This window comes from Paracoccus sp. (in: a-proteobacteria) (assembly GCF_030538495.1).
Classification (GTDB): Bacteria; Pseudomonadota; Alphaproteobacteria; order Rhodobacterales; family Rhodobacteraceae; genus Paracoccus.
The window spans coordinates 1-12,761 of record NZ_JAUNTW010000013.1; the positions used below are offsets into that span (position 1 = coordinate 1).

14 protein-coding genes are annotated in these 12,761 nt (G+C 63.1%); 6 read left to right on the plus strand and 8 right to left on the minus strand.

Annotation, left to right across the window (positions count from 1 at the left end):
• On the minus strand, positions 1-377 hold a 377-nt coding region (locus Q4G20_RS11900), incomplete at its 3' end, for a PepSY domain-containing protein (protein WP_303343677.1).
• A gap of 138 nt (positions 378-515) precedes the next feature.
• Between Q4G20_RS11900 and Q4G20_RS11905 the strand changes: the two genes are divergently transcribed.
• The gene (locus Q4G20_RS11905; protein WP_303343678.1) at positions 516-1,490 is read left to right on the plus strand and encodes a glutathione S-transferase family protein; all 975 of its coding nucleotides are present in this window, start codon (positions 516-518) and stop codon (positions 1,488-1,490) included.
• A 164-nt stretch (positions 1,491-1,654) separates the two neighbouring features.
• Here the strand turns inward: Q4G20_RS11905 and Q4G20_RS11910 are convergent, their stop codons facing one another.
• Positions 1,655-2,263: a LysE family translocator gene (locus Q4G20_RS11910; RefSeq protein ID WP_303343679.1), complete on the minus strand. Its 609-nt coding sequence runs from the start codon at positions 2,261-2,263 to the stop codon at positions 1,655-1,657.
• A gap of 657 nt (positions 2,264-2,920) precedes the next feature.
• Entirely contained in the window at positions 2,921-3,607 is a 687-nt protein-coding gene (locus Q4G20_RS11915) for a response regulator transcription factor (RefSeq protein ID WP_303343680.1), read from the minus strand.
• Between the two features lie 131 nt (positions 3,608-3,738).
• Here Q4G20_RS11915 and ribA point away from each other — a divergent pair, with 131 nt between their 5' ends.
• The 4 genes from ribA (at position 3,739) to Q4G20_RS11935 (ending at position 7,982) form a co-directional block, all read left to right on the plus strand.
• On the plus strand, positions 3,739-4,794 hold the full coding sequence (gene ribA, locus Q4G20_RS11920; RefSeq protein WP_303343681.1) for a GTP cyclohydrolase II: 1,056 nt from the start codon (positions 3,739-3,741) through the stop codon (positions 4,792-4,794).
• Positions 4,791-5,285 carry a L,D-transpeptidase gene (locus Q4G20_RS11925; protein ID WP_303343682.1) on the plus strand — a complete coding sequence of 165 codons (495 nt, stop codon included), beginning with the start codon at positions 4,791-4,793 and terminating at the stop codon, positions 5,283-5,285. The genes ribA and Q4G20_RS11925 overlap by 4 nt, the downstream gene beginning before the upstream one ends.
• 61 nt (positions 5,286-5,346) lie before the next feature.
• Entirely contained in the window at positions 5,347-6,684 is a 1,338-nt protein-coding gene (locus tag Q4G20_RS11930; RefSeq protein WP_303343683.1) for a pitrilysin family protein, read from the plus strand.
• Positions 6,681-7,982 (plus strand): pitrilysin family protein, encoded by a 1,302-nt coding sequence (locus tag Q4G20_RS11935; RefSeq protein WP_303343684.1) that lies wholly within the window; start codon positions 6,681-6,683, stop codon positions 7,980-7,982. The genes Q4G20_RS11930 and Q4G20_RS11935 overlap by 4 nt, the downstream gene beginning before the upstream one ends.
• On the opposite strand, the gene Q4G20_RS11940 is transcribed toward Q4G20_RS11935, so the two are convergent.
• The 3 genes from Q4G20_RS11940 to Q4G20_RS11950 form a co-directional block, all read right to left on the minus strand.
• Complete coding sequence (locus Q4G20_RS11940) at positions 7,979-8,629, minus strand: pseudouridine synthase (RefSeq protein ID WP_303343685.1); 651 nt, start codon at positions 8,627-8,629, stop codon at positions 7,979-7,981. The genes Q4G20_RS11935 and Q4G20_RS11940 overlap by 4 nt on opposite strands.
• On the minus strand, positions 8,626-9,252 hold the full coding sequence (locus tag Q4G20_RS11945) for a LysE family translocator (RefSeq protein WP_303343686.1): 627 nt from the start codon (positions 9,250-9,252) through the stop codon (positions 8,626-8,628). The genes Q4G20_RS11940 and Q4G20_RS11945 overlap by 4 nt, the downstream gene beginning before the upstream one ends.
• A gap of 188 nt (positions 9,253-9,440) precedes the next feature.
• Positions 9,441-9,629, minus strand: a complete 189-nt coding sequence (locus Q4G20_RS11950; protein WP_303343742.1) for a zinc-finger domain-containing protein — start codon at positions 9,627-9,629, stop codon at positions 9,441-9,443.
• A 99-nt stretch (positions 9,630-9,728) separates the two neighbouring features.
• Here Q4G20_RS11950 and Q4G20_RS11955 point away from each other — a divergent pair, with 99 nt between their 5' ends.
• The gene (locus Q4G20_RS11955) at positions 9,729-10,652 is read left to right on the plus strand and encodes an ABC transporter ATP-binding protein (protein WP_303343687.1); all 924 of its coding nucleotides are present in this window, start codon (positions 9,729-9,731) and stop codon (positions 10,650-10,652) included.
• Positions 10,653-10,741: 89 nt separating this feature from the next.
• On the opposite strand, the gene Q4G20_RS11960 is transcribed toward Q4G20_RS11955, so the two are convergent.
• Positions 10,742-11,119 carry an HIT domain-containing protein gene (locus Q4G20_RS11960; protein ID WP_303343688.1) on the minus strand — a complete coding sequence of 126 codons (378 nt, stop codon included), beginning with the start codon at positions 11,117-11,119 and terminating at the stop codon, positions 10,742-10,744.
• A gap of 12 nt (positions 11,120-11,131) precedes the next feature.
• The gene (locus tag Q4G20_RS11965; protein WP_303343689.1) at positions 11,132-12,706 is read right to left on the minus strand and encodes a DUF5928 domain-containing protein; all 1,575 of its coding nucleotides are present in this window, start codon (positions 12,704-12,706) and stop codon (positions 11,132-11,134) included.
• Positions 12,707-12,761 lie beyond the last annotated feature (55 nt).

The window sequence follows — 12,761 nt, forward strand, 5'->3', positions numbered from 1 at the left end:
TGCGATGAGCTGTTCGTCGAGCTGTGCGAGCTGGAGTTCGAAGAGCAGAAGTACTCACTGTTGGTGCTGGAGTTCGACGAGCTGTTCGACGAACTGTTCGAGCTGGAGTTCGATGAGCTGTTCGAATCCGACCGGCTGCGGCGGTCGTTCGTGCTGCGCTGATCCACCAGACGCCCGGTTTTGGCGTCAAAGGACAGCTCAACCCGCTGGTTGCCGCGACGTGCCTCGACCTTGATCTTGCCGTCATCGCGGTCGATCTGGACGTTGCGGAACCCCTGATCGCGCAGTTGCGACCGGATTTGTTTTTCAGCCGACTGCGCCATAGCGCCGCCCGCCACCATTGCCATCACAGCGGCAATTCCCAGTGTCTTAAGCATGTTCATTCCCCTTTGTCACGATCTTGCTGATCGTATTGGGGCTACGCAGGGGCTTAACTTTTATTCAATCACGGATTCGTGAGCGTGCCGCGCCTAAGATCAGGTTAGGGTCAGAAAAACCATCAAAGGACGGAAAACATGGGTCAATTGGTCAACGGCGAATGGCGCAATGAATGGTATGACACCGACGCGGCGGATGGCGAATTTGTCCGCGACACGTCGAAATTCCGCAATTGGGTGACGCCGGACGGCGCGGCGGGACCATCCGGCGATGACGGTTTTCCCGCCGAAAGCGGGCGTTACCATCTGTATGTCAGCCATGCCTGCCCTTGGGCGCATCGCACGCTGATCTTTCGCGCGCTCAAGGGGTTGACCGACCACATCACCATGTCCGCCGTGCATCCCGACATGCTGGACGATGGCTGGACGTTCAAACGCGATGATGACGGCGCGACGGGGGATGATCTGTTCGGCTATGATTTTCTGCGTCAGGTCTATCTGCGGGCCAAACCCGATGCGTCGGGGCGCGTGACGGTGCCGATCCTGTGGGACAAAACCCGCGACACCATCGTATCAAACGAAAGCGCCGACATTATCCGCATGTTCAATTCGGCCTTTGACGGGCTGACCGGAAATGACCGGGATTTTTACCCCGAACCGCTGCGCGATGCGATCAACGCGCTGAACGACCGCATTTATGACACCGTAAATAACGGCGTGTATAAAGCAGGCTTTGCGACGACTCAGGCGGCCTATGATAAGGCCATACATCCGCTGTTCGACAGTCTGGACTGGATCGAGGGGATCCTGTCCCGCCACCGTTACCTGACCGGCGATCAGCTGACCGAGGCCGATATTCGCCTGTTCACCACGATTTTGCGCTTTGACGCAGTGTATCACACGCATTTCAAATGCAACCGCGCGCGGATCGTGGATTACCCGAATCTGTGGGCATGGGCGCGGGATGTGTATCAGACGCCCGGCGTCGCCGACACGATCCACTGGTCCCACATCACCCGGCATTATTATTACAGCCACGACACGGTGAACCCGCATCGCATCGTGCCAATCGGCCCGGTGCTGGACTGGTCCGAACCCCACGGGCGGGGGTAACGGGCCGGGGCTGAACGGAAAACCCCCGGCGCGGGAAAACGCCGGGGGCTATCAGAGAGGAGGGAGGGATGTGGCCGCGTCCACCGACCACTGGGCTTCGGATGGTTAACGCGGGCGCGGCGGGGTGGTTCCGGGGACGGTGAAAAAAATCACGCCGCCGAACATCACATCACCAGATCGGCCAGCACCACCCCCGCAATCACGATCATCGCGATGCCCGACGCCTGACTGACGCGGCGCGCAGCAATGGGGCGGCTGCGCAGGACCGCGCGCGCGCTGATCCCCACGGCCAGATACACCAGCGTGCAATTCAGCATATGCAACGCGCCAAGGCCCGCGATTTGCGCCCCCACCGGCCAGCCCGCCGCCAGATTGGTGAATTGCGGCAGCAGAGCCAGAAACAACAGCAGCGCTTTGGGATTCAGGCCGCTGATAAAGATGCCCCTCAGCAGCCATTGGCGGGGCGACCCCGCGTCGCCTGCGGCCTGCACCTGCGGCGGATGGCGCAGCACGCCCACACCCAGCCACACCAGATAGCCCGCACCCAGCACCGTCATCGCGCCCAAAATCGCCGGATGACGCACGACAACCGCCCCCACCCCCGCCGCCACAACCAGCGTGATGACGGTATAGCCCAGCATCATCCCCGTCAGCGCCGGCGCAATCGCACGATCCCGCAACCCCGCGCTGATGGTATAGGCCCAATCCGCCCCCGGCGTCATCGCCAAGGCCAGCGACACCACCCAAAAAGCCGCCACCATCGTCAGATCCATATCGCCCCCCGAACGCTCTGCCGGGTTCTGTCGCGGATTGTCGACAACGGGGCAAGGGGGTTTGGGGGATATGGCACGGGTTGCGTGTGGCGGGCGGGGGCGCGTTTGTTACGCCAAGCGCAACAGACCGCGCGCGAACAGCCCTGCCACATCGGCGAAACCACTCGGCTCAGCGGGGGGCAGACCCCGCCAAGATGGTGCCGGTCGTCATGCGATCTGATAAATGACCCCCAATCATACCAGCCTTGGGCCGTTGCCGCATTGCGGGCGGGGTGCGATCTGGCGGGCTGGGCGCGGCGGACCGGATCGACGCCACCAATCGTCCTGAGCCACCCAGCAGCGTTTCAGCCGTCCGGGGTGACGCACAGGCCGGGGAAAGTTACCCGGCGACGCACTGTTTCATTCATTCCAAGGCGACAACGGCGGAAACCATTGCCCGCCAAAGATCCACTGCATCAGCGATCCGACCACCAGATAGCCGATCACCACGAACAAAATCTGACCAAACCAATTCATTCCGCCGCCTTATCCCACCCTGATATTTTGCCCGATTTGCTCTAACATGTTCATGAGCTTAGCACATACCGCCTGCGCCCGCCAGACGCCGCCTACACCCGACCCAAAACGAAAACAGCCCGCCAAAGGCGGGCCGTTTCGTTACGCAACCAGACGATAGCCGCCCGATTCCGTCACCAGCAGGCGGGCATTGCTGGGATCGGGTTCGATTTTCTGGCGCAGGCGATAGATGTGGGTTTCCAGCGTGTGCGTGGTGACACCGGCGTTATACCCCCAAACCTCGTGCAGCAGCACATCGCGGGCGACGACGCCATCTTGCGCGCGATACAGGAATTTCAGGATGTTGGTTTCCTTTTCCGTCAGGCGGATTTTGCGGTCCTTGGCGTCCACCAGCAGCTTCATCGCGGGTTTGAACGTATACGGCCCCAATTGGAAAATCGCATCCTCGGATTGTTCATGCGCGCGGAACTGAGCGCGCAGGCGGGCCAGCAGAACCGGGAATTTGAACGGTTTGGTGATGTAATCATTCGCGCCCGCATCCAGACCCAGAATGGTGTCGGCGTCGGTGTCATGGCCGGTCAGCATCACGATGGGGCATTTGACGTTCAGCTTGCGCAGCTTTTTGCACAATTCGCGCCCGTCGGTGTCGGGCAGGCCCACATCCAGAATCACCAGATCGAACAGAGTGTTCTTCACCGCCTCGACCGTGGCGGCGCCGCTGCCGGCCTCGGTCACGTCGAAATCATCGGTCGCAACCAGTTGTTCGGCCAAAGCCTCGCGCAGGTCGTCTTCGTCATCGACCAGCAGGATTTTTTTCAGTCCGGGCATGTTGCTCTCCTTTATGTCTTGGCGGAAAACTGGCGCAGTTGCGGCGGCGACGCCAGCGGGTTAGGCCCATTCTCACGCGCAGTTGTCAGAACGGGGCGATATGTTTCAGATTGTTTCAAAAAGGCGCGAAAATGACCCTGATTCCGACGCTTGCTGAAACAATTGCCCGCGCGCGGGGGGATATGCGCATGGGTCTGCCGGTGGTGATCGGCGGTTCGATCGCGGCGGCGGTTGAAACGCTGACGCCGGATCGGCTGGCGGCGATGCGCGCCATGGGGACGCCGGTGCTGGTCCTGACCGCGCGCCGGGCGGAAACGTTAAAGGCGCGCGCCTATGACGGCGATCTGGCGCGGGTCGCGGTGTCCGACGACGCGGATCTGGCGGCGCTGCGGGCGTTGTCGGACCCGGCGGGTGATCTGATGACCCCGATGAAAGGACCGCTGGCAACACTGCGGGGCGGCAATACGACCGCGCATCGGGCGGCGGTTGCCTTGGCGAAATCGGCGCAATTGCTGCCTGCGGTGCTGATGGTGGCGGGTGATGCGCCGGGGCTGACGCGGCTGGAGCCCGGCCCGGTTCTGGCACAACTGGCCACCACGGCGGCACTGGTCCCGGTCGCGGCGGCGCGGTTGCCTCTGGCGGCCGCCGAACGGTCGCGGCTGCACATTTTTCGCCCTGATGATGGCGGCGCGGAACATTACGCAGTTGAGATCGGAGCCCCCCCACGCGACGCCCCCGTTCTGGCGCGGCTTCATTCGGCCTGCTTTACCGGCGACGTTCTGGGCAGCCTGAAATGCGATTGCGGCCCGCAACTGCACGCCGCGTTGAACGCCATGGGGCAGGCCGGGGCCGGAGTGCTGCTATATCTGAACCAAGAGGGGCGCGGCATCGGGCTGGCCAATAAAATGCGGGCCTATGACCTGCAAAATCAGGGCTTTGACACGGTCGAGGCCAATCACCGGCTGGGCTTCGAAGACGACGAACGCGATTTCCGCATCGGCGCGGGGCTGCTGCGGCGGCTGGGCTTTGACGCGGCGCGGCTGATGACCAACAACCCGCGTAAGGTCGCGATGCTGGCCAGCCACGGCATCGCTGTGACCGAACGGGTGCCGCTGGTGACGGCGCGTAACCCGCATAATACGGGCTATCTGGACACCAAGGCCGCGAAATCGGGGCATCTGCTGTGACGCCGCGCGATCTGGTGCTGACTCCGCAGGGCGTCCGGTTTCAGGGCCGCGTTTTTCCGTGCAGCATCGGCAAGGCCGGTGTGACCGCCACGAAACGCGAAGGCGACCACGCCACCCCCTCAGGCACTCATATCATCACCGGGCTGTGGTATCGCGCGGACCGGCTGGCCGCGCCTGCACCTTGGGCGCGGGCCATCGGGCCGGGGGATCTGTGGTGCGACGATCCGGGGCATCCGGCCTATAACCTCCATGCCCGCGCGCCGATGACGGCCAGCCATGAACGCCTGCGCCGCGCCGATCCGTTATATGACGTGATCCTGACGACCGACTGGAACTGGCCCGATGCCGTGCCGGGGTGGGGCAGCGCGATATTCTTGCACCAATGGCGCCGCCCGCGTTTCGGAACCGAAGGCTGCATCGCCTTTGCCCGCCCGCATCTGATCTGGATCGCCGCCCGCGCCGCCCCGGGAACCCGGCTGATCGTGCGGTAACGGCACCGTGGCTTGCACCCGGACGCCGGGCAGGCCAGTTTCCCGCCCAAAGGAGAACCCCATGCGCCCGTTTCTGACCGCCGCAATCGCGCTGACCGCCCTGCCGGTTTGGGCCGATCTGCCCGATGACATCACGCATTTCACCCTGCCCAACGGATTGGAAACCGTGGTGATTTCCGATCACCGCGCCCCGGTCGTGGTGCAAATGGTCTGGTATCGCATCGGTGCCGCCGATGAAGCACCGGGTAAATCCGGCATTGCGCATTATCTGGAACATCTGATGTTCAAAGGCACCGATGACATGGCCCCCGGCGAATTGTCCCGCGTCGTGACCGCCAATGGCGGCAGCGATAATGCGTTCACCAGTTGGGATTACACCGCCTATTTTCAACGGATTGCATCGGATCGCCTGCCGCTGATCATGCGCATGGAATCGGACCGTATGGCCAATCTGCGCATTTCCGACGATGATTGGCAGGCCGAACGTCAGGTCGTGTTAGAGGAACGGGCGCAGCGCATCGACAGCGACCCCCGCGCGCTCTTTGCCGAAGAACGCAACGCCGCCACCTATTACAACCACCCCTATGGTCGCCCGATCATCGGCTGGCGCGACGAAATCGCGGCGCTGACGCGGGATGATGCCTTGGCATGGTATGACGCGCATTATGCCCCGAACAACGCCGTTCTGGTGATTGCGGGCGATGTGACGCCGGAACGCGCGCGGGAACTGGCGACCGAATATTACGGCCCGATCCCGGCGGCGGAGACCGCCCCGCGCCTGCGCCCCCAAGAGCCGCCGCAGCGCAGCCCGCGCCGGATGGAGATGACCGACCCCCGCGTTCCGCAGCCGCAAATGACGCGCACCTATCACGCGCCCGAACGCCGCGCGGGCGATCAGAAAACCGCCGCCGCGCTGACGGTGCTGGCGGAATTGCTGGGCGGGTCGTCGCAGACATCCGTTTTTGGGCAGAGGCTGACGCTGGCGGGAACGACGCTGTTCGCGGGGGCCAGCTATGACGGGCTGTCGCTGGACCCGACCACCTTTGTGCTGGGGCTGGCCCCTGCTGATGGCGTGACGCCCGAACAGGCCGAATCCGCCATGGATCAGGTGATCGCGGATTTTCTGAAAACCGGTCCCAGTGCCGATGATCTGGAACGGATCAAAACCCGCATCCGCGCCGCGCAAATCTATGAACGCGATTCGGCGCGGGGGCGGGCCTATGATTACGGGCAGGGCCTGACCACGGGGCTGTCCGTGCAGGACGTGGCCGACTGGCCGCAGATTTTGGCGGATGTGACCGCCGATGATGTGATGACGGCGGCGCGCGATGTGCTGGGCCAGACGGGCCATGTCACCGGCTGGCTGCTGCCCGCCCCAACCGAACAGGTGCAACCATGATCCGCGCAACATTTACCCTGATCGCCACGCTGATCGCGGCCCCGGTTTGGGCGATTGATATTCAACAGGTCACGTCGCCGGGCGGCATCCGGGCGTGGCTGGTGCAGGATGACAGCATCCCCTTTGTCGCGGTGAATATTCAATTCGCGGGCGGGGCCAGTCTGGACGCCCCGGATGCGCGCGGGGCGATCACCCTGATGACCGCGCTGCTGGACGAAGGCGCCGCCGACCGCGACGCCACCCAATTCGCAACCGCAATGCAGGATCTGGGCGCGCAGATCACCTTTGACGCAGGCGCGGATTCCGTGTCGGTGGGGTTTCGCGCCCTGACCGAACATCGTGACGCATCCGCCGATTTGCTGGCGCAGGCGCTGACCGAACCCCGGTTCGATGACGACGCCGTGGAACGTGTGCGCGCGCAGGTTCAGGCCGCGATCCGGTCCGACGCGACCAACCCCCGCGCCATTGGCGCGCGCGAGATGGCCCGGCAGGCTTGGGGCGACCACCCCTATGCCACATCCATTAACGGCACGGCGGAATCCGTGGCCGCGCTGACCGTCGATGATCTGCGCACCGCCAAAGACCGCGTTCTGGCCCGCGACCGGATCTATATCGGTGCGGCGGGCGATATTAACGCGGACGATCTGGGCCGGCTGATCGACCGCATCCTGGGCGATTTGCCCGAAACCGGCGCGCCCCTGCCCGAACAGGCCGAGCTGGCCCTGACCGGCGGCGTTACTGTGATCGACTGGGACAGCCCGCAAACGCTGATTTCCTTTGCCGGGGCAGGTCTGCCAATTCTGGACCCCGATTATTTCCCCGCCATGATCGCGGATCATGTGCTGGGCGGCGGCGGCTTCAGTTCCCGCCTGATGGATGAGGTGCGGGAAAAACGCGGCCTGACCTATGGCATCGGCACGGGGCTGTCGAACGCGCAATATGGCCAGATGTGGCAGGGCAACACAGCGACCGCAAACGAGACCGCCGCGCAGGTCGTTGACCTGATCCGCGCCGAATGGGACCGGATGGCGGACGGCATCTCTGAACAGGAACGGGCCGATGCGCAAACCTATCTGACCGGCGATTACGCGCTGCGGTTCGACGGCAACCGCCGGATCGCGGGGATTTTGTCGGGGATGCAGATGATCGGCCTGCCCGCCGATTACGTCAACACCCGCAACGATCAGGTGATGGCCGTGACCGCCGATGACGTGGCCCGCGTGGCGGCCCGCCTGCTGGATGCGGGCAAGCTGCGCTTTGTTCTGGTGGGTCGGCCTGACGGAATCGCGGCCGATTAAAACGGCACCGGCGCGGAATAGGTCTGCGTCACCCCGCTGTCGGGGTGGCGGAAACGCAGGCTTTCGGCGTGCAGCATCAGGCGCGGATGATCCGCCGCCGCGCCGGTCGCATACAGCGGATCGCCCAAAATCGGATGCCCGCTTTGCGCCATATGCACCCGCAACTGATGGCTGCGCCCGGTAATCGGCATCAGGCGCACGCGGCTTTCGTCATCATTGGCGCGCATCACCCGCCAATCGGTTTGCGCCGGACGGCCCGTGTCGTGGCACACCTTTTGCCGGGGCCGGTTGGGCCAGTCCACGATCAGCGGCAAATCCACCCGACCCGTTTCTGGTTCCATCCGGCCCGCGACGCGCGCGATATACACCTTTTTGGTCTGGCGTTCCTCGAACTGGCGGGACAGGTGGCGCTGCGCATGAGGGGTCAGCGCGAACACCATCACCCCCGAGGTGTCCAAATCCAGCCGATGCACCAGCAGCACCGTGGGAAAGGCCCCCCGCAGCCGCGCGATCAGGCAATCGGCGCGGTCATCCCCCCGCCCCGGCACGGACAACAGGCCGGATTGTTTGTTCACGACCAGCACCTGATCATCGGCGTGGATCACATCCGGCGCGTCGGACGGGGGGGTATAGACAAACCCGCTCACCGCGCCACCAGACGGATGGCCAGACCGGCGAACATGACGGCGGCGATTTTGTTGACCAGCCCCAGACGCGGGCCGATGACCTGCCCCGCCAATCCGGCCACAACGCCATAACCCATCGTCACCAGCGTTCCGGTCAAGGCAAAGATCAAGCCCAGCGACAGCACCTGTTGCCAGACCGGCCCCCAGTCAGGATTGGTGAATGTCGGCAAAAACGCCAGAAAAAACAGAACGGGCTTGGGGTTCAGGGCATTGGACAAAAACCCACGGCGCAGGATGTTCCATGTCCGCACGCTGCCCCGCGCCTGCGGATCAACGGGGCCAGCGGTCCAAGACTTCCACGCCAGAAACAACAGATAGCCCGCGCCGATATATTTGATCACCGTCATCGCGCCGGGATGCGCGGCGACCAAGGCCCCCAAGCCCGCCGTCGCCAGTGCCACATGCAGCAACACCCCCAGACCGACGCCCAAGCCCGCCAAGGCCCCCGCCCGCACGCCGCCCTGAATCCCGCAGGCACTGGCGAAAAACACATCCTGACCGGGGGCAAAGTTCAACACCAGCCCGCCGGTGATAAAGGCCAGCAAATGCGCGTTTGGCATCTGTATGATGGTGTCCCAGATCATGGTGCGGCCTTGGTTCGTGATGGATGATCTGTGTTAGCAATCACGCATGGCGCACCGCAAGGGCGTTTTGCCGCGTCGGTGAGCGGGTGAGGGGGCCAGCCCCCTCGGCGCGTTCCGCGCCTCACCCCCGGGATATTTGGGCCAAGATGAAAGGGCGACGGAGGGTCAGAGGCGAATCAGCGCCCGGATCAGTGATCGTCGTGCGCGTGGTCGCGGTCGATCACGAATCGTTTGCCGCAATAGCCACATTCCACCTGTCCACTGTCGCGCGACAGCGACAGCCAGACGCGCGGATGGCCCATGCCGGCCACGTCGTCGCCATCACAGGCCACGCGCCAGCTGGTCACGGTTTGCGTCGCGGGGGCGGTAGGGGTCATTTGCGTCATGGCGGGCCTTCTTGTGGCGGCTGGCATCATCTGGTCTAACTCCAATAACGCAGCGCCGCCCGCGCTTGCAAGCATTTCAGGACCGCCGCCATGCCAAACGCCATTGAAATATCAGGTCTGCGCAAAACCTATGCCGCCCAAGGCAACGCCCCCGCGAAAGAGGCGCTGAAGGGCGTCGATCTGACCATCCCCGCGGGCAGCATTTTCGGGCTGCTGGGGCCGAATGGCGCGGGCAAATCGACGATGATCAATATTCTGGCCGGGTTGGTGAACAAAACCGCCGGGCGGGTGACGATCTGGGGCTTTGATCAGGATGTGAACCCGCGCCAATCGCGCGCGGCCATCGGGGTGATGCCGCAGGAACTGAACATGGACCCGTTCTTTACCCCGCGGGCCAGTTTGAATGTGCAGGCAGGGCTGTATGGCGTGCCAAAGCCCGAACGCTGGACGGATGAGTTGCTGGAGCTGGTCGGCCTGACCGAACAGGCCAATGCCTATGCCCGCAGCCTGTCGGGCGGGATGAAGCGGCGGCTGCTGTTGGCCAAAGCCTTGGTGCATCGCCCGCAGATTCTGGTGCTGGACGAACCGACGGCGGGGGTCGATATTACGCTGCGCAACATGCTGTGGGCGAATGTGCGGCGGCTGAATGAACAGGGCATGACCATCATTCTGACCACGCATTATCTGGAAGAAGCTCAGGATATGTGCGACGAAATCGCGATTATCGACCGGGGCAACCTCTTGGTGCGCGACACGACCGAATCGCTGCTGCACCGGACCGATGGCAAAACGCTGGTGGTGGATACGGGCGGACGCTGCGATCTGCCCGTCCTGCCCAGCGGAGTCACAGCAGATTGGCGCGCGGATGGGCGGCTGGCCGTCAGCTATCCCCCGTCGCGCATCCGGGCCGACCAGATCATCGACGCGCTGCGGGGCGGGAATGTGCCGATGCTGGACGTGGCCAGCGAACAACCGGACCTAGAGGACGTGTTCGTCGAACTGACCCGGCGCTAAGCGCACGCTTTATCTTCTGTGCATAAATATCCCGGGGTGAGGCGGTTCAGAAAAAGGTCCAGTGGACCTTTTTCCCGCCGAAAACCCCGTTACCGCGACAGCATCGGCCCCACGACCTGCCCGCCCAAGATATGCAGGTGGAAATGCGGCACCTCTTGCACGCCATGTTCGCCAGCATTGGTGATCGCGCGGAACCCCTGCCCGCCATCCGCCAGACCGACGCCCGTTTCCGCGCAGACCTGCGCGCACAGACGCATGAACCCCGTCACCTCATCCGCAGACGCATTGGCCGCGAAATCGTCAAAGCTGACATAAGCGCCCTTGGGGATCACCAGCACATGCACCGGGCGTTTGGGCGCGATGTCGCGAAACGCCAGGGCGTGATCGTTTTCCGCCACCCGGTCGCAGGGAATTTCGCCGCGCAGGATGCGGGCAAAGATGTTGCTGTCGTCATAGGTCAGGGGCATGGTCGGTTCCTTTTAATCGGCAAACAGATGCGGCGTGTTCGCAATATGGCCCGCCTGTTCGTCGGATACATCCAGAAACTGCGCAATCGCGCGCTGATTTGCGCCGTGGTTATCGTCGCCAAGGGTGGCGAAATGCTGAAAGCCCTGATCGTGCAGCGATTCAGCCTCGGCCTGCAATTGCGCGCGCATGACGGGCAGCAGGCTCTGCACCACATTATCGGGCGTGGCATCCGCGATCAGGCCAATACGCTGCATATGGCCCAGAATATAGTCGTCGGTGAACGGCGTATCGACGAACAAAATCCGCGTCTCTGACCGGTCATCGACAAAATCCCGGATCAGAGACAACGCCGAAGGATCCACGCACAGCACCAGATGCCGCCGGTCGTAATGTTCAAACAACAGCCCCAACAGCGCCTTACGATGGCGTTCGCGTTTCACCACGCTGGATCCGATGCCGCCCAGATCGGGCAGGCCCGCGTGATCTTCGTTAAAGATGTAATCCAGTGCCGGAATATCGGTATGCTGGCGAATTGCCGCAGTCAGGCGTTTGGCGACATGCCATTTTTTTGCCACGATCAGATGCACCACGCGGTTGCGGCCCGCACTGGTTCCCGCCTGCCAGATGCGCGGAGCGTAACGGCCCCCGACCCGCCCCCGCCCGGTCAGGTAATGAAACATCCGCACGCCGTCATCGGTGACGCTAAAGCTCTGCCCCGTTTCCGGCCAGATTTTTCCTAAGGTGGCGTGCAGGCGCTTGGCCTCGGGGCTGATTTTGCGGGCGAACAGATGGCTTTGCCGCATCAGCAAATCCAGATGATCGTCATAGAAATTCACCGGCATCCCGTAATCGGTGAACATCAGGAATGTCGGGCTGCGCCGCATGATCTGATCGGATGGCACAACATGCGCGACCAGCGTTTGAAAAAACGTCTCATCCGGGATCCAGGTGGTGCGGAAGAAAGCCAGAATCTCGGGCCGGGAATCAATCAGCTCCAGCACCGATTCAACGGTCTGGCGGCGCAGACACCACCATTGCGACCCGATCATGACGGCCAGATTGTCCGGCACCGCCCGTGTCAGGCCCAGCCGCTGCTGCACGGCCAAACTGGCATAAAACAGCCGCGCCTGCGTGCGTTCGTTGAACCAATAGCGGTAGATCAGCCGCTCTTCGCGCAGGCCGGTTTTGATCCAGCCGCTGTTAAAGAAGTCAAAGGATTCGATCTGGTCGCAGTCATTGGCGTCCAGAAACCCCTTGGCGTATTCGGCGGTTTTGATGGGCCGGCAATCGCCCGACATCAGATAGAAATGCGTCGCCTGCGGGAATGCCTCTTCGGCGCGGCGCAGCATCCGCAGGCTGGCATCCACCAGCGACCATTCGCCCCAGCCACATTTCAGCCGCCGGTTCAGCACCACAGCAGAGGGATTGCCCGCCAATCCGTCAACCAGACGCTGATAATCGGCCGCAGGCGCGCGGCGATCGTAATGCACCACGGCAAAATCGCCCGCAGCGGTCAGCTGCCCGACCTGCGCGATCACGCCGTCGGGGTCTTTGTGGGTCAGCAAAAGAAACGCGATATTCGCCATAGGACTGCCGTTCACTCCATCTGCGGCGGCACTGTTGACATGATTTTGCGTTGAC